A 16,625-nucleotide genomic window follows, 5' to 3' on the forward strand; every position below is an offset into this window, starting at 1 on the left:
TTGAGCGAGCTCACCCGCACTTCGAATGCCCACAGTTCAGGCAGGTCGCGCAGCCATCCATCTGCACCACCGCCATGGTGTTGCACTTGCCGCACAGCTGGGCGCCAGCGGGGAAGCCTTCGCCGGGCTCGGCCTTGTTGGTGCCTTGGGCGGCTTCGTAGGCGGCGCGTTTCTCGGCGAGGTACAGGCGCTGTTCCTCGTCCAGCTGCGGGCCTTCCATCAGGCCGATGGCGACCAGGTGGCGCTCCACCACGGCGCCGATCTCGGCGACGATCGATGGCATATAGATGCCGCCGCGCTTCAGGTAGCCGCCACGCGGGTCGAACACCGCCTTCATTTCTTCGACCAGGAAGGTGCAGTCACCGCCCTTGCGGAACACCGCGGACATGATCCGGGTGAGCGCAACGATCCACTGGAAGTGGTCCATGTTCTTGGAGTTGATGAAGATCTCGAAGGGCCGGCGCTGTTCATACGGGGTGTCCGGGTTGAGCACCATGTCATTGATGGTCACGTAGAGCGCATGCTCGAACAGCGGCGACTTGATCTTGTAAGTCGCACCGACCAGCAGCTCCGGCCGTTGCAGGGTTTCATCCATCTTCACCACGGCGGCGGCCGCGGCGGCTTCCACACGGGCCTTTTCCTCGGCCACGTCCACCACCTGGAAGCCTTTGATCTTCTGGTTGATCTTGACGCTCATAGCTTTCTCCAGGGGTATCAGTACTTGCCGTAATAGCCTTCTTTCAGGGCGTCGAAGAGGTTGGCGGCGGTATGGATCTCGCCGTCGTATTCCACCTCCTCGTTGCCCTTGAGCTCCACCACGCTGCCATCTTCCAATTCGAAGCGGTACAGCGTTTTCTCCAGGTCCGACTCCTTCACCAGCACGCCCTGGAAGGCCGCCGGGTTGAAGCGGAAGGTGGTGCAGCCCTTCAGGCCCTGCCGCCACGCGTAGAGGTAGATGTCCTTGAAGTCCTCGAACGGGTAGTCGGTGGGGACGTTGGCGGTCTTGGAGATCGACGAGTCGATCCACTTCTGCGCAGCGGCCTGGATGTCCACGTGCTGCTGCGGAGTGATGTCGTCGGCGGTGATGAAGTAGTGCGGCAGGCGGTGCTTCTCTTCCTCGGCGCCTGGTACGGCGTGCTTGTCCACCTGGTCGCGGTAGGCCAGCAATTCGTAGCTGAAGACCGAGATCTTCTCCTTGGTCTTGCGCCCGGCGCGGATAAGGTTGCGCGAATAGTGGTGGGCGAAGCTCGGCTCGATGCCGTTGGAGGCGTTGTTGGCTAGGCTCAGGCTGATGGTACCGGTGGGCGCGATGGAGCTGTGGTGGGTGAAGCGCGCGCCGTGCTCGGCCAGTTCCTCGATCAACTGCGGCGCATGCTCGGCAACGCGCTGCATGTAGCGCGAGTATTTGGCGTGCAGCACGCGGCCGGCCACCTTGTCGCCGACCTTGAGGCCATCGGCCTTCATTTCCGGACGCTTGCGCAGCATCTCGGCGGTGACTTCGTATTCCTTCACCAGGGCCGGTGCCGGACCTTTCTCGCGGGACAGCTCCAGGGCCACTTCCCAGCCAACCAGGGCCATCTCACGCGCCACTTCCTCGGTGAACACGCAGGCTTCCGGGCTGCCGTAGCGCAGCTTGAGCAGCGTCAGCGCCGAGCCCAGGCCGAGGAAGCCCATGCCGTGGCGACGCTTGCCGAGAATTTCCGCGCGCTGCTGCTCCAGCGGCAGGCCGTTGATCTCCACGACGTTGTCGAGCATGCGGGTGAACACGCGGACCACTTCGCGGTAGCGTTCCCAGTCGAAGCGCGCGTTGTCGCCGAAGGCGTCGACCACGAAGGTCGTCAGGTTTACCGAGCCCAGCAGGCACGAGCCATAGGGCGGCAGCGGCTGCTCGCCGCAGGGGTTGGTGGCGCGGATCGCCTCGCACCACCAGTTGTTGTTCATCTCGTTGACCCGGTCAATGAGGATGAAGCCGGGCTCGGCGTAGTCATAGGTGGACACCATGATCATGTCCCACAGGTGCCGCGCCTTGACCCGCCCGTAGACCTTGCAGGCGACGCGGCCGTCATCGCCTACCAGGTAGTCGTCATGCAGCGGCCAGTCGCGCCAGACCACTTCCTCGGCGTTCTTCAGGTCGACTTCGTCGCGCTCCTTCTGGTGGATCGGGAACACCAGCGGCCAGTCCTCGTCATCCTCCACGGCGTTCATGAAGCCGTCGGTGATCAGCAGGCTGAGGTTGAACTGGCGCAGGCGGCCGTCTTCGCGCTTGGCGCGGATGAACTCGCGCACGTCCGGATGGCTGACGTCGAAGGTGCCCATCTGCGCGCCACGCCGCCCCCCGGCGGAGCTGACGGTGAAGCACATCTTGTCGTAGATATCCATGAACGACAGCGGCCCGCTGGTGTGCGCGCCGGCGCCGGAGACGTAGGCGCCGCGTGGGCGCAGGGTGCTGAATTCGTAGCCGATGCCACAGCCGGCCTTGAGCGTCAGCCCGGCCTCGTGGACCTTCTCCAGGATGTCGTCCATGGAGTCGCGGATAATCCCGGAGACGGTGCAATTGATGGTCGAGGTGGCCGGCTTGTACCCCTGGGCACCGGCGTTGGAGATGATCCGCCCGGCCGGGATGGCGCCGTTGCGCAGGGCCCAGAGGAAGCGCTCGTACCAGTGCTCGCGCAGGGCCTTGTCGGCCTCGACGTCGGCCAGGGCGCGGGCGACGCGCTGCCAGGTCTCGTCGACGCTGCCGTCGATGGGGTCACCGCTCTTGTGCTTCAAGCGGTACTTGCTGTCCCAGATATCCTGCGAGGCAGGCTGCAGGGCGAGAACTCCTGGGTTGGCGCCGCGTTGGCGCGCATCGGTCTTGGCCATCCGGGAAAGAACCTCCTGTCGGTTGGGTGGCAGTCGCAAATGGAGCGCGAGTAGACCCCATATATAGGCATGGATTCCTGATCACCATCAACATCTTGTGTCAGGCAACCTCAAGTAGACACCATAGACAATTGAACGGCGAACGCCGTCAAAGATGCGGAAAGCCGACGATTGGTGGGGAATCAGGGGAGGAAATTACGGGAAATTTCAGGCAAGGAGGGTGCGACGATCAGGCGCGGCAGAAGCGATTACTTGAGCGCTCGATGCATCACGCAAGCATCGAACCTTGTAGGAGCGAGCTTGCTCGCGAACCCGCCTTGCAGCGGAGCATCAGGTCGCCCTGATTCGCGAGCAAGCTCGCTCCTACGAAAGGCAGCAACGTAGGGCGGATAAGGCGGAACGCTTTATCCGCCATCCGAAGCCCATCGGCGAATAACGCCCGAGGCGTTATTCGCCCTGCGATCGGGAAACTCCGGCAGCAGCTCGACTCAGAGCTTCTCCAGGCACCCCGCGAACTCATCCGCCAGGTTGCCCAGCAGCTTTTCGTAACCCTGGGCATCCACCTTCACGCCCACGCCCAGGTCATCCAGTTCGGCCAGGCGCACCGGCAGGCCCTGGCTCAGGGTATCTGCCAGGCGCGGGCGAATCGGCGGTTCGCTGAAGATGCATGACGGGCCGGCCTTCTGCAGCTGTGTGCGCATGGCCGCCACGTGGCGGGCGCCCGGCTGCACATCGGCGGAGACTGCGAACACCCCGGCATGGCGGAGGCCATAGGCTTCCTCGAAGTAGTCGAAGGCCTCGTGGAAGACGAAGAAGGGCTTGCCCTTGAGCGGTTCGATGCGCTGTTTCAGGCGCGCGTCGAGAGTTTCCATGCGCTCATCGAAGGCCTTCAGGTTGGCCTGATAGCGAGTGGCGTTGGCCGGGTCGGCGATGGCCAGGTCCTCGGCCATGCGTGCGGCGATCACCTGGGCATTGGCGGGCAATAGCCACAAATGCGCGTCGATCATGCCGGGCCGGTGATCATGATCATGGCCGGTCTCGTCGTCATGGTCCGGATGGTTCGACTCGCTGAAGTCGGCGAACTTGCGCAGGTGCATGCCGGCCTGGTCCTGTACGGCCACGCTCGGGCCCTTGCGGCTTTCCAGCACCTTGGGCAGGAAGTTTTCCAGGTCCTGGCCGACCCAGTAGAACAACTGGGCATCACGCACGCGGCGGATGTCCGAGGGGCGCAGCGAGTAGCTGTGCGGCGAGGCGCCCGGCGGCAGCAACACGTCCGGCGTGCCTTCGCCATCCTGGATGGCGGCGGCGATCAGTTGCAGCGGCTTGATGCTGGTCAGCACGCTGACCTCGGCGCGCACGGGGAGGCTGAGCAGCAGCGCGCAGGCAGCGGTCAGCAGGGCGACGGGACGGAAGGACACGGCGGCACTCACACAGGGGAGATATGAAAGAGTAATATAATAACGTCTCTGAACCCGAGCGTCGCCGCGCATGTACAAGATCGCCCCCAAGACACCCCTCGCCTGCCGTCCGCACGACCACGCCAACTGCGTGGCAAGCGCTCTGGCGGATGCCGATGCGCTGTGCGCCCGGCAGGGAGTTCGTCTGACCGAACTGCGCCGACGCGTGCTGGAGCTGGTCTGGGCGAGCCACAAGCCACTGGGCGCCTACGACATCCTCGCCGTGCTGAGCGAGGAGGACGGCCGCAAGGCAGCGCCGCCGACGGTCTACCGCGCCCTCGACTTCCTCCTGGAAAACGGCCTGGTGCACCGCATCGCCTCGCTCAACGCCTTCATCGGCTGCGCCCACCCTGAACATGCCCATGAGGGCCAGTTCCTGATCTGCCGCGCCTGCCACACCGCCATCGAGCTGGAGCAACCAGCCATCAGCGAGGCCATCGTCGCCGGCGCCAAGGGCGTCGGCTTCGCCGTGGAAAGCCAGACCGTCGAAATTGTCGGCCTCTGCGGCGCCTGCGCTCCCGGCCAGCGGGAGGCGTGATGAGCGACGCCCTGATCCGCCTGCAAGGCGTCGGCGTCAGCTACGCCGGCCAGGCGGTGCTGCAGAACGTCGACCTGACCATCGCCCCCGGCGAGATCGTCACCCTGATCGGCCCCAACGGCGCCGGCAAGACGACCCTGGTGCGCAGCGTGCTCGGCCTGCTCAAGCCCGATACCGGCAGCGTCTGGCGCCAGCCGAAGCTGTCCATCGGCTACATGCCGCAAAAGCTCCACGTCGACCCGACCCTGCCGCTGACGGTGTTCCGTTTCCTGCGCCTGGTCCCCGGCGTGCAGCGCACCCATGCGCTGGATGCGCTGAAGGAAGTCGGCGCAGCGCATGTGATCGACAAGCCGCTGCAAAGTGTCTCCGGCGGCGAGCTGCAGCGCGTGCTGCTGGCCCGCGCCCTGCTGCGCAAGCCGGAGCTGCTGGTGCTCGACGAACCCGTGCAGGGCGTCGATGTCGCCGGGCAAGCCGAGCTGTACCGTCTGATCGGCCGCCTGCGCGACCGCCTCGGCTGCGGCGTGCTGATGGTGTCCCACGACCTGCACCTGGTGATGAGCGCCACCGACAAGGTGGTCTGCCTGAACCGCCACGTCTGCTGCTCCGGGCACCCGGAACAGGTCAGCGGCGACCCGGCCTTCGTCGAGCTGTTCGGCCAGGACGCCCGTAGCCTGGCGGTCTATCACCATCACCATGACCATTCCCACGACCTGCACGGCGAGGTGGTGAAACCCGCCTTCCCGGCCGGCACCCGCTTCACTCCGGTCCACCAGCACGGCCCCGACTGCAACCATGGCTGATTTCCTGCTCAACGCCCTCCTCGCCGGGCTGGCCCTGGCGGTGGTCGCCGGGCCCCTGGGTTCGTTCGTCGTCTGGCGACGCATGGCCTATTTCGGTGACACCCTGTCCCACGCCGCCCTGCTCGGCGTGGCCTTAGGCTTTCTGCTGGACGTCAGTCCGACGCTGGCAGTGACCGTTGGCTGCGTGCTGCTCGCCGTGCTGCTGGTCACCCTGCAACAGCGCCAGCCGCTGGCCGCCGACACCCTGCTCGGCATCCTCGCGCACAGCACGCTGTCACTGGGCCTGGTGACCCTGAGCTTCATGAAGGAAGTGCGCGTCGACCTGATGGCCTACCTGTTTGGCGACCTGCTCGCCGTCAGCCAGACCGACCTCCTGTGGATAGTCGCCGGCAGCGCCCTGGTGCTCGGCCTGATCTGCTGGCTGTGGCGGCCGCTGCTGGCGATCACCGTGCACGAGGAACTGGCGCGGGTCGAAGGCCTGCCGGTCACCGCCATCCGTCTCGCGCTGATGCTGCTGATCGCCATCGTCATCGCCGTGGCCATGAAGATCGTCGGCGTGCTGCTGATCACCTCGCTGCTGATAATCCCCGCCGCTGCCGCCCAGCGGCATGCGCGCAGCCCGGAACAGATGGCCTTCGGCGCGAGTCTGATCGGCCTGGTGGCGGTGTGTGCCGGGCTCTCGCTGTCCTGGTTCAAGGACACCCCCGCCGGCCCCTCCATCGTGGTCAGCGCGGCGGCCCTGTTCCTGCTGAGTTTTGTCCTGCCGCGCCGGACGGTGTAGAATTTGGCGATTTTTTGATCAAAAGAGACCCTGACGCATGAAGTCGTTCGTCATCCGCCTGTTCGCGCTGATGGCCATGGCGCTGGCCCTCGCGGCCTGCCAGAGCACCGCGAGCAATCCGCCCAGCAGCAGTGGCTTCGAGACCGAACTGGCCGCCGGCCGTCTGGAATCCGCGCAGCTCGCGCTGGGTTCCGAACAGGAAGACGCCACCCAGCTCGCCGAGCGCCGCAAGCGCCTGGCCGACGCGTACCTTGAGCGCAGCCGCGAAGCGCTGGCCAAGGGCGACGTCAATGGCGCCACCACCGCTCTGACCCGCGCCCGCTCGCTGATGCCTCGCGCCCCTGGCGTCGCCGCCGACGTCAGCGGCCTGCAGAAGCCCGCCGTTCCGGTCGCCCCGGCCGTCCAGCCGAACTGCACGCCCTGAGCCCCACGGGCGCCCGTTCGCGGCGCCCGTTATTTCCTTTTGTTCCGTGCTTAGCTGAACAAAGATTAATCAGCCATAAAAAAGCAGGTTAAAATGCGCGGTTTTGGCTGACCGCCTACGCTCGTTTCCTACGCCTGTTCATCCGACGGCTCCGGCAGCGAGCGGCGCCTCCCCGTACCCACAAGGTTCGCTAAGTGATCGAATTCCACGACGTCCACAAGACCTATCGCGTCGCCGGACGCGATATCCCGGCCCTGCAGCCGACCCGCCTGAGCATCGAGGGCGGCCAGGTGTTCGGCCTGATCGGCCATTCCGGCGCCGGTAAAAGCACCCTGCTGCGCCTGATCAACCGCCTGGAAGAACCCAGCGGCGGGCGCATCGTCATCGACGGCGAAGACATCACCGCGCTGGACGCCGACGGCCTGCGCCGCTTCCGCCAGCGCGTCGGGATGATCTTCCAGCACTTCAACCTGCTGGCCTCCAAGACCGTCGCCGACAACATCGCCATGCCGATGAGGCTCGCCGGCACCTTCAGCGCCGCGGAAATCAGCGCGCGGGTGGACGAACTGCTCGAGCGCGTCGGCCTCCAGGACCACGCCCGCAAGTACCCGGCACAGCTTTCCGGCGGCCAGAAGCAGCGCGTCGGCATCGCCCGCGCCCTGGCCTGCCGGCCGACCATCCTGCTCTGCGACGAGGCCACCAGCGCCCTCGACCCGCAGACCACCGGCCAGGTCCTGCAACTGCTGGCCCAGATCAACCGCGAGCTGAAGCTGACCATCGTCCTGATCACCCACGAGATGGACGTGATCCGTCGTGTCTGCGATCAGGTAGCGGTAATGGATGCCGGGCGCATCGTCGAGCAGGGCGAGGTCGCCGACGTGTTCCTGCACCCGCAGCACGAGACCACCCGCCGCTTCGTCTTCGAGGCCGAGCGCGTCGACGAGGACGAGCAGCACGATGACTTCGCCCACGTGCCGGGCCGCATCCTGCGCCTGACCTTCCGTGGCGAGGCGACCTACGCGCCGCTGCTGGGCACCGTCGCGCGCCAGACCGGGGTGGACTACAGCATCCTCGCGGGGCGCATCGACCGGATCAAGGACCAGCCCTACGGCCAGCTCACCCTGTCCCTGGTGGGCGGTGACATCGAAGCCGCTCTGGCGCAGCTCAACGCGGCCGATGTCCATGTGGAGGTGCTGCGCGCATGAACGACTTCTTTGTGAATATCGACTGGTCGGAAATCCTCCAGGCCAGCCTCGACACCTTCTGGATGCTCGGCGGCTCGCTGCTGTTCACCGTCATCCTCGGCCTGCCGCTGGGCGTGCTGCTGTTCCTCACCGGGCCCAAGCAGTTGTTCGCCAACCGCGGCATTTACGGCGTGCTGGCGTTCATCGTCAACGTGCTGCGCTCGCTGCCGTTCATCATTCTGCTGATCGTGCTGATCCCGCTCACGGTGATCCTGGTCGGCACCTCGCTGGGCGTCGCCGGAGCCATCCCGCCGCTGGTGGTGGGTGCCACGCCGTTCTTCGCGCGCCTGGTGGAAACCGCGCTGCGCGAGGTGGACAAGGGCATCATCGAAGCCACCCAGGCCATGGGCGCCAGCACCCGCCAGATCATCTGGAATGCCCTGCTGCCCGAGGCCCGTCCGGGCATCATCGCCGCCATCACCGTCACTGCCATCACCCTGGTGTCCTACACCGCGATGGCCGGCGTGGTCGGCGCCGGCGGCCTCGGCGACCTGGCGATCCGCTACGGCTACCAACGCTTCCAGGACGACGTGATGCTGCTCACCGTGGTGATGCTGGTGGTCCTCGTCCAGATCCTGCAGACCGTCGGCGACAAGCTGGTGGTCCACTACTCGCGCAAATAACCACAAGGCCCGCCGGATGCGGGCCGACCAAGGAGCCAACCATGAAGAAACTGTTCGCCGCGTTCGCTGCCGCCGCAGTCATCGCCGCCCCGCTGGCCCAGGCCGCCGACAGCCTGACCGTCGCCGCCACCCCGGTGCCGCACGCCGAGATCCTCAACTTCGTCAAACCCATCCTGGCCAAGGAAGGGGTTGAGCTGAAGGTGAAGGAATTCACCGACTACGTGCAGCCCAACACCCAGGTCGCCGAGAAGCGCCTGGACGCCAACTTCTTCCAGCACCAGCCGTACCTGGATGAGTTCAACAAGACCAAGGGCACCAGCCTGATCGCCGTCACCGGCGTGCACATCGAGCCGCTGGGCGCCTACTCCACCAAGTACAAGAAGCTCGACGAGCTGCCCTCGGGCGCCACCGTGGTGATCCCCAACGACGCCACCAACGGCGGCCGCGCGCTGCTGCTGCTGGACAAGGCCGGCGTGATCAAGCTCAAGGACAACAAGTCCATCACCGCCACCCCGAAAGATATCGTCGAGAACCCGAAGAACATCAAGGTGCGTGAGCTGGAAGCGGCCACCCTGCCGCGCGTGCTGACCCAAGTCGACCTCGCCCTGATCAACACCAACTACGCCCTGGAAGCCAAGCTGAACCCCACCAAGGACGCGCTGGCCATCGAAGGCGCCGACTCGCCCTACGTGAACATCCTGGTGGCCCGCCCGGACAACAAGGACAGCGCCGCCATGCAGAAACTGGCCGCCGCCCTGCACAGCCCCGAGGTCAAGCAGTTCATCCTCGAGAAGTACAAGGGCGCCGTCGTTCCGGCGTTCTGATCGCCGCGAAGCTGTCGCTCTGAAAAAGCCCGGTCGAATGACCGGGTTTTTTCGTTTCAGCACCCCGCAAAGCCGCGCGCCAGGGCCTCTGCTCAAAAAAAACACCAACCTTTCCTGCATATTTTCCATGCCGCAAAGGCATCGGATTTTTGCCGATCCGCTGAAACCCACGAATGGTGCGGCCTACAGCGATTCGCCAAAAACCTATAGCACAGAAAGTTATTTAAATAAGAGAAACAATCACTTCAAGAGCTAAGGCGCTCCGCCAATCATGCAGGTCCGTTCCAAGCGCGACTTAGAGCCGCGCAGACCTGCAAGGAGATCGTTCATGGCTCAACCCCAGCATGCCCTCGCGCCGGATGCCTTCCTGCGCCACGTGCCCGGCGGCGACCTGGTCGATCTCGGCCGCCCGCTGCGCCACGCACTGGAGCTGGGCCGCCACGTGCCGGCGAAAGCCCGCGCGCTGAGCCGTCGCGAAGCCGTCCTGCTCGGTCTGTTCGCCCTGACACTGCATGGCGCGGTGGTCTACTGGCTGAGCCAGCAGCCCACCCCGCAACTGCCGGAGGTGCCGCCGCAGGTGCCGCCGATGACCATCGAATTCACCGCGCCGACGCCGCCGGTAGTCGAACCGCCGCCGCCCGAGCCGATTCCCGAACCGGTGGTGCAGGAACCGCCGCCCCCGGTGGTGGACGAGAACGCGGTGAAACCGCCGCCGCCCAAGCCGATCCCCAAACCCAAGCCGAAACCGGTGGCCAAGCCCAAACCCGTGCCCAAGCCGGTCGAGCAACCCGCACCGCCCAAGGCAGAGACCCCGCCGCCCCCGGCACCGCCCGCCCCGGCGGCACCGGCTCCGGCACCGTTGACGCCGCCTTCGGCCAGCGCCGGTTACCTGAAGAACCCGGCGCCGGAATACCCGCCACTGGCACAGCGCCGTGGCTGGGAAGGCACCGTGCTGCTGCGTGTGCATGTACTCGCCAGCGGCAGCCCGAGCGAGATCCAGGTGCAGAAGAGCAGCGGCCGCGATGCCCTGGACGATGCCGCGGTGCGTGCGGTGAAACGCTGGAGCTTCGTCCCCGCCAAGCGCGGCGACGTGGCCCAGGACGGCTGGGTCAGCGTACCCATCGATTTCAAATTGCATTGATTCAACTTGCCCAGATCAGCCGCACGAGAAACGCGGAAGGAGAACACCCATGAGTCTGCCCCTGAACCCCCTGGAATCCGTCGAAGGCGCAGTCATCTGGCTGCTGGTCGGCTTCTCCGTCGTCACTTGGGCGCTGGCCCTGGTGAAAGGCGTCCAGTTCACCCGCCAGAAGTCCCAGGACAAGCGCTTCCAGAAGCAGTTCTGGAGCGCCACCAGCCTCGAATCGGCCGGTGACCAGGCCGCCGGCAAGCCTGGTGCCGGGGCCCGCGTGGCCCAGGCCGGTTTCGCTGCCATCCAGGTACAGGACAACGGCCAGCCGGACCTCGCCCAGTCGATCAACCATCAGGACCGCCTCGAACGCGCCCTGCGCCAGCAGATCCAGCGTGAACGCCGCTCGCTGGAATCGGGCCTGGCAGTGCTTGCCTCGATCGGCTCCACCTCGCCCTTCATCGGCCTGTTCGGCACCGTGTGGGGCATCATGGAAGCGCTCAAGGGCATCAGCGCGGCGGGCTCCGCCAGCCTGGAAACCGTCGCCGGCCCCATCGGCAGCGCGCTGATCGCCACCGGCGTGGGTATCGCCGTCGCCGTGCCGGCGGTGCTGGTCTACAACTACTTCCTCCGTCGCCTGAAGCTCACCGCGGCCGACCTCGACGACTTCGCCCACGACTTCTACAGCCTCGCGCAGAAGAGCGCCTTCCGCGTCGTCACCCTGCCCACCGCCGCGCGCAAACCGGCTGCCGGCAACAGCGTGAAGGAGGCAAGCTGACATGGCCTTCTCGACCCAGGACAGCGACGAAGTTCTCTCCGAGATCAACGTCACCCCGCTGGTGGACGTGATGCTGGTGCTGCTGGTGGTGTTCATCGTCACCGCGCCGCTCTTGACCAACGCCATCCCGATCAACCTGCCCAAGACCGAGGCGGTCGCCCCGCCGGAGCAGAAGGACCCGCTGGTGGTGAGCATCGACGGCGCCGGCAAGTGGTTCATCAACAAGGACGAGATCCAGCCGGACCTGCTGCAGAGCAACCTGGCGGCCGCGAAGGCCAAGGACGCCGAAGTCCGTGTGCAACTGCAGGCCGACGAGACCGTGAACTACGGCCAGGTGGCCAAGGCCATGGCCTCCATCGAGAAGGCAGGGATTACCAAGCTGGCGGTGATCACCGCGCGCTGAGGCACCTGTAAGACACCTGAAACAGAGCGGGTGTAGAAAGGGACCTCCACAACGTACCGAGCTTCAAGGCCGCTCTCCCAATACTCAGGCAGGGGTGAGCGGCCTTTTTTTATTCGCGCGTTTCGCGCCGATGACGGTTGATCGCGTAGGGCGCATAACCCGGAACGGGTTATGCGCCACAGGCCCCGCGGCGGATAGCGCTGACGCGTTATCCGCCCTACCTGAACGCCAGCGACTCCTGCGTCTGCCAGATCACCCGCCGTTCGTCGTCATCCCCGCCCTGGCAATAAACCTATGCCTTTCAGGCCCTTCCGTGGCCGCCGCAGTTCTACTAAGTTGATGACAGTTAGGAGACCTGAGGGGTACCGCATGACATCGTCTCCCGCTTCGGAAGGCCCGTTCTATCCACCGACACTGGGGGTGCCGGAACGCTTCACACCCGATCAGCTGCGCGCCTCGCTCGACATCACCATGAGCGAACACGGCGCCGGCCCGGTATGGCTGTTCGCCTATGGCTCGCTGATCTGGCGCCCGGAATTCCCGGTGGCCGAGGCTCGCCGCGCGCGGGTGCACGGCTACCATCGCGGGCTCTACCTGTGGTCCCTCACCCACCGCGGTACCCCGGAAGCGCCGGGCCTGGTGCTCGGCCTGGACCGGGGCGGCTCCTGCGCCGGCTTCGCCTTCCGCCTGCCCGACGACAACCTCGACGCCAACCTCTACGCGCTCTGGGAACGAGAGATGCCCTACGCCTCCTACCGCCCGGAATGGCTCAATTGCCGCCTCGACGACGGTAGCCGCGTGCGCGCCCTGGGCTTCGTCCTCGAACGCCACCTGCCCAGCTACGCCGGCTCCCTGCCCGACAATGTCGTCCAGCACGTGCTCGACAGCGCCCAGGGCCACTTCGGCACCACCCGCGACTATGTCGAGCAGACCGCCAAGGCGCTGCGCGAATACGCCATGCCCGACCTCAACCTGGAAGGCATCCTGGCACGCTGCTGCCCGCTGCGCCGGGCGCAGGACTAACGCCTTATCGCTGTTCGTTAGATAGAAATACTGCATAAGCAAAGAATTTCTTATTCCTTAACGAATATTAAAACCCTCCCTAGAATGCCTTCTCATGACGATTCGAGAGGGCCGCCCCATGCGCAATGAACGCATCCGCTACCTGATCGTGCCGGGCTGGCACGGTTCCGACGACGCCCATTGGCAGAGCCACTGGCAGCGCGCCCTGCCGAACGCCGCGCGGGTGCAGCAGCAGGACTGGATCATCCCGCAGCACAACGACTGGGTCGCCGAACTGGACCGCGAAATCCGCCGCGAGCCGGGCCGCGTCGTACTGATCGCCCACAGTCTCGGCTGCGTCACCGTCGCCTCCTGGGCGGCCCGCGCCGACCGCCGCGCCCTCGCCCAGGTCGCCGGCGCCCTGCTGGTCGCCCCGGCCGATGTGGAGCGTGAGACGTGCCACGAAGCCCTGCGCAACTTCGCCCCCATCGCCGCACAGACGCTGCCTTTCCCCGCCGTGCTGGTGGGTTCGGACAACGACGCCGCCTGCAGTCCGCAACGCGCGCTGATCCTCGGCCGCGCCTGGGGCGCCGAGACGGTGATCCTGCCCTCCGCCGGGCACATCAACGTGAAATCCGGCCACGGCGCGTGGGAATCGGGCTACCGTCATCTGTATCGCCTGCAGTACCTGATCGACCAGCAATCGCGCCAGCGCGCCTGATCCGACTCCTGATTACCGGAGCATGGAGCGCGGTGTGACGTCCGCGCCTATCCCATCGCAGCGCGGATTCGGCTAGGGTGAGGCATAGCCCACGCCGGAGACCGCCATGCCCCCGCTGCACGACCTGTCCGCCGTCGAACTGCTGGCCCTTTACCGCTCGCACCAGCTCTCCCCCGTCGAATACCTGGAGCACCTGATCGCTCACATCGACCGCTGGGAGCCGCAACTCTGCGCGCTGTTCGCCTTCGATCCGCAGCGGGCGATGGAGCAGGCGCGGCGCTCCGAGGCGCGCTGGATCCGCTGCGCGCCCTGCGGCGAACTGGATGGCGTGCCGGTGACCATCAAGGAACTGATCGCCACTCGCGGCGACCCGATTCCCCAGGGCAGCGCCGCCACCTTGCTGCAACCTTCAACCGGCGACGCACCGCCTGCCGCGCGGATGTTCGAGGCCGGCGCGATCCTGCTGGGCAAGACCACGGTGCCGGACTTCGGCATGCTCTCCTCCGGGCTCTCCAGCTTCCACGAACTGGCGCGCAACCCCTGGGACCTGCGCATGAACCCCGGCGGCTCCAGCGCCGGAGCCGCCTCGGCCGCCGCCGCCGGCTACGGGCCGCTGCACATCGGCACTGACATCGGCGGCTCGGTACGCCTGCCGGCGGGGTGGTGCGGCCTGGTCGGCTTCAAGCCGAGCTTCGGGCGTATTCCTATCGACCCTTACTACACCGGGCGTTGCGCCGGGCCCATGACCCGCACGCTGGATGATGCGGCGCTGATGATGAAGCACCTGTCCCGCCCCGACTGGCGCGACGCTACGGCGCTGCCGCCGGCGGATCTGGACTGGCACATCGAGGAGCTGGACGTGCAGGGCTTGCGCATCGGCCTGCAACTCGACCCCGGCTGCGGCCTGCAACCGGACGAGGAAGTCCGCGCTGCCGTCGAGGCGGTGGCGCGGCGCTTCTCCAACGCCGGCGCGGAGATAGTCGAGGTACAGCCGATCCTTGATCGCGAACTGCTCGACGGCCTCGACAAGTTCTGGCGCGCGCGCCTGTGGGCCGAGCTGGAAAACCTACCGCGCGAACGCCAGGCCAAGGTCCTGCCGTACATCTACCAGTGGGCCGAAGGCGGCGCTTCGGTCAGCGGCGCCGATGCGGTGCGCGGCTACAACCGCACATTCGACATGCGTCGACGGGCGGCCGAGCAATTCCACGAGTTAGACTTCCTGCTCTCGCCGACCAACCAGGTCGCCGCCTTCCCGGCCGAATGGGCATCGCCCACCAACGACCCGGCGCTGCCCTTCGAGCACATCGGCTTCACCGTGCCCTGGAACATGTCCGAGCAACCGGCACTCTCAATCAACTGCGGCTTCACCAGCGCCGGCATGCCCATCGGCCTGCAGATCGTCGGCCCGCGCTTCGCCGACATCCAGGTGCTGCGCCTGGGCAAGACCTACGAACACTGGCGCGGCCCCGTCAGCCGCTGGCCGCAGCCGCCGAGAGTCAACTAGGCTCAGACGCACCGCCGACCACAAGGAACGGATCGCGCGCCCATGCAGTACACCACCTACATCGCCCACTTCCTGGTCGTCATCCAGTTGCTGGGGATCATCGCCGCGATCCACGCCGTGCTCAGCGTACGCACCGCCCAGGGCGCCATCGCCTGGGCGACCTCGCTGGTGTTCATGCCGCTGCTGACGCTGGTGCCCTACCTCGTTTTCGGCCGCAGCCGCTTCGACGCCTACATCGGCGCACGCCGGCAGGCCAACGAGGAGATGCACGTGGCCGCCGCCGAACTGGACTGGCGCCCCTGGGTCGAAGAAGCCCTCGCCGCCCGCCAGTACCACGCCTACAAGTCGCTCAAGGCCATGGTCGCTCTGGCGCGCATGCCGACGCTGGCCAACAACAAGGTGCGCCTACTGGTGAACGGCAAGGCCTCCTTCGACGCGATCTTCGAGGCCATCTCCAGCGCGAAGAAAGTCATCCTCGTGCAGTTCTTCATCATCCGCGACGACGCCCTCGGCCAGCGCCTTGCTCAACTGCTGCTGGAGCGCGCGGCCAACGGTGTCGACGTGTTCCTGCTGTATGACGGCATCGGCAGCCATGCGCTGTCGCGGCGCTACATCGAACGCCTGCGCCAGGGCGGCGTGCAGGTGCACGCCTTCAGCACCGGCAGCGGAATGATCAACCGCTTCCAGGTTAACTTCCGCAACCACCGCAAGATCGTGGTGGTCGACGGCGTGCGAGGCTTCGTTGGCGGGCACAACGTGGGCATCGAATACCTGGGCGAAAAGCCGCCGCTGGCGCCCTGGCGCGACACCCACATCGAATTGCACGGCCCGGCGGTAGCGTGCCTGCAGGAGTGCTTCGCCGAGGACTGGTTCTGGGCCACCCATACGCTGCCGACGCTGATCCTGCCCGACGGCTATGACGACGCCGGGATGCTCTGCCAGGTGGTGCCCAGCGGCCCGGCGGACACCCAGGAAACCTGCTCGCTGTTCTTCGTCGAATCGATCAACGCAGCGGTGGAGCGAGTGTGGATTACCACGCCGTATTTCGTCCCGGACGAAGCCGTTGCCGCTGCCCTGCGCCTGGCAGTGCTGCGCGGCGTGGACGTGCGCATCCTGTTGCCCTCGCGGCCTGACCACAAGACGGTCTACGCCGCTTCCAGCCTCTACGCGCTGGAAGCCGTGCGCGCCGGCGTGCGGGTGTTCCGCTACCAGCCGGGGTTCCTGCATCAGAAGGTAGTGCTGATCGACCATGACAGTGCCGCCGTGGGCAGCGCCAACCTGGACAACCGCTCCTTCCGCCTGAACTTCGAGATCATGGTGATCACCGTCGATGAAGGCTTCGCCCGCGACGTGGAGACCATGTTGGAGGAGGACTTCGCGCAATCGGTGGAGATGACCCTGGACGACCGCAAGCGCGTGCACCGTCTGCAGCAGTTGGGGATGCGGGTAGCGCGGCTGGTATCGCCGATTCTCTGAAGATTCGAAGCGACGATGTTCGCGAGCAAGCTCGCTCCTACAGGGAATCCGAGCGATCG

General features: G+C 66.1%; 17 protein-coding genes. 14 read left to right on the forward strand and 3 right to left on the reverse strand.

Annotated features, from left to right (window positions below):
* Positions 1-10: 10 nt before the first annotated feature.
* From ACIPK7_RS10105 to znuA, 3 genes are all read right to left on the reverse strand, one after another.
* A complete protein-coding gene (locus tag ACIPK7_RS10105) occupies positions 11-697 on the reverse strand; it encodes an NrdJb (RefSeq protein WP_401087497.1) in 687 nt (228 codons plus the stop codon).
* Positions 698-714: 17 nt separating this feature from the next.
* Positions 715-2,862, reverse strand: a complete 2,148-nt coding sequence (locus ACIPK7_RS10110) for an adenosylcobalamin-dependent ribonucleoside-diphosphate reductase (protein ID WP_401087498.1) — start codon at positions 2,860-2,862, stop codon at positions 715-717.
* A 488-nt stretch (positions 2,863-3,350) separates the two neighbouring features.
* Complete coding sequence (gene znuA, locus ACIPK7_RS10115) at positions 3,351-4,280, reverse strand: zinc ABC transporter substrate-binding protein ZnuA (protein WP_401087500.1); 930 nt, start codon at positions 4,278-4,280, stop codon at positions 3,351-3,353.
* Between the two features lie 70 nt (positions 4,281-4,350).
* Between znuA and zur the strand changes: the two genes are divergently transcribed.
* The 14 genes from zur (at position 4,351) to cls (ending at position 16,566) form a co-directional block, all read left to right on the forward strand.
* A complete protein-coding gene (zur, locus tag ACIPK7_RS10120; protein ID WP_015474971.1) occupies positions 4,351-4,857 on the forward strand; it encodes a zinc uptake transcriptional repressor Zur in 507 nt (168 codons plus the stop codon).
* Positions 4,857-5,657 (forward strand): zinc ABC transporter ATP-binding protein ZnuC, encoded by an 801-nt coding sequence (gene znuC / locus ACIPK7_RS10125; protein ID WP_192432408.1) that lies wholly within the window; start codon positions 4,857-4,859, stop codon positions 5,655-5,657. Before zur ends, znuC begins: the two co-directional genes overlap by 1 nt.
* The gene (gene znuB / locus ACIPK7_RS10130) at positions 5,650-6,438 is read left to right on the forward strand and encodes a zinc ABC transporter permease subunit ZnuB (RefSeq protein WP_017521234.1); all 789 of its coding nucleotides are present in this window, start codon (positions 5,650-5,652) and stop codon (positions 6,436-6,438) included. Before znuC ends, znuB begins: the two co-directional genes overlap by 8 nt.
* A gap of 37 nt (positions 6,439-6,475) precedes the next feature.
* Positions 6,476-6,862, forward strand: coding sequence for a hypothetical protein (locus ACIPK7_RS10135; protein WP_081518833.1), 387 nt, complete (start codon positions 6,476-6,478; stop codon positions 6,860-6,862).
* 194 nt (positions 6,863-7,056) lie between these two features.
* Positions 7,057-8,067 (forward strand): methionine ABC transporter ATP-binding protein, encoded by a 1,011-nt coding sequence (locus ACIPK7_RS10140; RefSeq protein ID WP_401087503.1) that lies wholly within the window; start codon positions 7,057-7,059, stop codon positions 8,065-8,067.
* Positions 8,064-8,729, forward strand: coding sequence for a methionine ABC transporter permease (locus ACIPK7_RS10145; protein ID WP_192432410.1), 666 nt, complete (start codon positions 8,064-8,066; stop codon positions 8,727-8,729). The genes ACIPK7_RS10140 and ACIPK7_RS10145 overlap by 4 nt, the downstream gene beginning before the upstream one ends.
* 41 nt (positions 8,730-8,770) lie before the next feature.
* The gene (locus ACIPK7_RS10150) at positions 8,771-9,553 is read left to right on the forward strand and encodes a MetQ/NlpA family ABC transporter substrate-binding protein (RefSeq protein WP_401087505.1); all 783 of its coding nucleotides are present in this window, start codon (positions 8,771-8,773) and stop codon (positions 9,551-9,553) included.
* Positions 9,554-9,881: 328 nt separating this feature from the next.
* The gene (locus tag ACIPK7_RS10155; RefSeq protein ID WP_401087507.1) at positions 9,882-10,694 is read left to right on the forward strand and encodes an energy transducer TonB; all 813 of its coding nucleotides are present in this window, start codon (positions 9,882-9,884) and stop codon (positions 10,692-10,694) included.
* Positions 10,695-10,743: 49 nt separating this feature from the next.
* A complete protein-coding gene (locus ACIPK7_RS10160) occupies positions 10,744-11,460 on the forward strand; it encodes a MotA/TolQ/ExbB proton channel family protein (protein ID WP_401087509.1) in 717 nt (238 codons plus the stop codon).
* 1 nt (position 11,461) lies between these two features.
* A complete protein-coding gene (locus ACIPK7_RS10165) occupies positions 11,462-11,863 on the forward strand; it encodes a biopolymer transporter ExbD (RefSeq protein ID WP_024766994.1) in 402 nt (133 codons plus the stop codon).
* Positions 11,864-12,232: 369 nt separating this feature from the next.
* The gene (locus tag ACIPK7_RS10170) at positions 12,233-12,886 is read left to right on the forward strand and encodes a gamma-glutamylcyclotransferase (protein ID WP_401087511.1); all 654 of its coding nucleotides are present in this window, start codon (positions 12,233-12,235) and stop codon (positions 12,884-12,886) included.
* A 118-nt stretch (positions 12,887-13,004) separates the two neighbouring features.
* Complete coding sequence (locus tag ACIPK7_RS10175) at positions 13,005-13,586, forward strand: alpha/beta hydrolase (RefSeq protein ID WP_192432415.1); 582 nt, start codon at positions 13,005-13,007, stop codon at positions 13,584-13,586.
* A gap of 106 nt (positions 13,587-13,692) precedes the next feature.
* Positions 13,693-15,090: an amidase gene (locus tag ACIPK7_RS10180; RefSeq protein ID WP_401087513.1), complete on the forward strand. Its 1,398-nt coding sequence runs from the start codon at positions 13,693-13,695 to the stop codon at positions 15,088-15,090.
* 42 nt (positions 15,091-15,132) lie between these two features.
* Positions 15,133-16,566: a cardiolipin synthase gene (gene cls, locus ACIPK7_RS10185; RefSeq protein WP_401087515.1), complete on the forward strand. Its 1,434-nt coding sequence runs from the start codon at positions 15,133-15,135 to the stop codon at positions 16,564-16,566.
* The last annotated feature ends 59 nt before the right edge of the window (positions 16,567-16,625 follow it).

The organism is Pseudomonas sp. NPDC086581, from assembly GCF_044746165.1.
GTDB lineage: Bacteria > Pseudomonadota > Gammaproteobacteria > Pseudomonadales > Pseudomonadaceae > Pseudomonas.

Excerpts from the sequence above, each read along its gene's own strand:
- ACIPK7_RS10105 (WP_401087497.1), bottom strand. The coding sequence starts at position 697 with ATGAGCGTCAAGATCAACCAGAAGATCAAAGGCTTCCAGGTGGTGGAC.
- ACIPK7_RS10165 (WP_024766994.1), top strand. The coding sequence starts at position 11,462 with ATGGCCTTCTCGACCCAGGACAGCGACGAAGTTCTCTCCGAGATCAAC.
- ACIPK7_RS10155 (WP_401087507.1), top strand. The coding sequence starts at position 9,882 with ATGGCTCAACCCCAGCATGCCCTCGCGCCGGATGCCTTCCTGCGCCAC.
- ACIPK7_RS10135 (WP_081518833.1), top strand. The coding sequence starts at position 6,476 with ATGAAGTCGTTCGTCATCCGCCTGTTCGCGCTGATGGCCATGGCGCTG.
- ACIPK7_RS10160 (WP_401087509.1), top strand. The coding sequence starts at position 10,744 with ATGAGTCTGCCCCTGAACCCCCTGGAATCCGTCGAAGGCGCAGTCATC.
- zur (WP_015474971.1), top strand. The coding sequence starts at position 4,351 with ATGTACAAGATCGCCCCCAAGACACCCCTCGCCTGCCGTCCGCACGAC.
- ACIPK7_RS10180 (WP_401087513.1), top strand. The coding sequence starts at position 13,693 with ATGCCCCCGCTGCACGACCTGTCCGCCGTCGAACTGCTGGCCCTTTAC.
- znuB (WP_017521234.1), top strand. The coding sequence starts at position 5,650 with ATGGCTGATTTCCTGCTCAACGCCCTCCTCGCCGGGCTGGCCCTGGCG.
- znuC (WP_192432408.1), top strand. The coding sequence starts at position 4,857 with ATGAGCGACGCCCTGATCCGCCTGCAAGGCGTCGGCGTCAGCTACGCC.
- ACIPK7_RS10145 (WP_192432410.1), top strand. The coding sequence starts at position 8,064 with ATGAACGACTTCTTTGTGAATATCGACTGGTCGGAAATCCTCCAGGCC.
- ACIPK7_RS10175 (WP_192432415.1), top strand. The coding sequence starts at position 13,005 with ATGCGCAATGAACGCATCCGCTACCTGATCGTGCCGGGCTGGCACGGT.
- ACIPK7_RS10110 (WP_401087498.1), bottom strand. The coding sequence starts at position 2,862 with ATGGCCAAGACCGATGCGCGCCAACGCGGCGCCAACCCAGGAGTTCTC.
- ACIPK7_RS10170 (WP_401087511.1), top strand. The coding sequence starts at position 12,233 with ATGACATCGTCTCCCGCTTCGGAAGGCCCGTTCTATCCACCGACACTG.
- cls (WP_401087515.1), top strand. The coding sequence starts at position 15,133 with ATGCAGTACACCACCTACATCGCCCACTTCCTGGTCGTCATCCAGTTG.
- ACIPK7_RS10150 (WP_401087505.1), top strand. The coding sequence starts at position 8,771 with ATGAAGAAACTGTTCGCCGCGTTCGCTGCCGCCGCAGTCATCGCCGCC.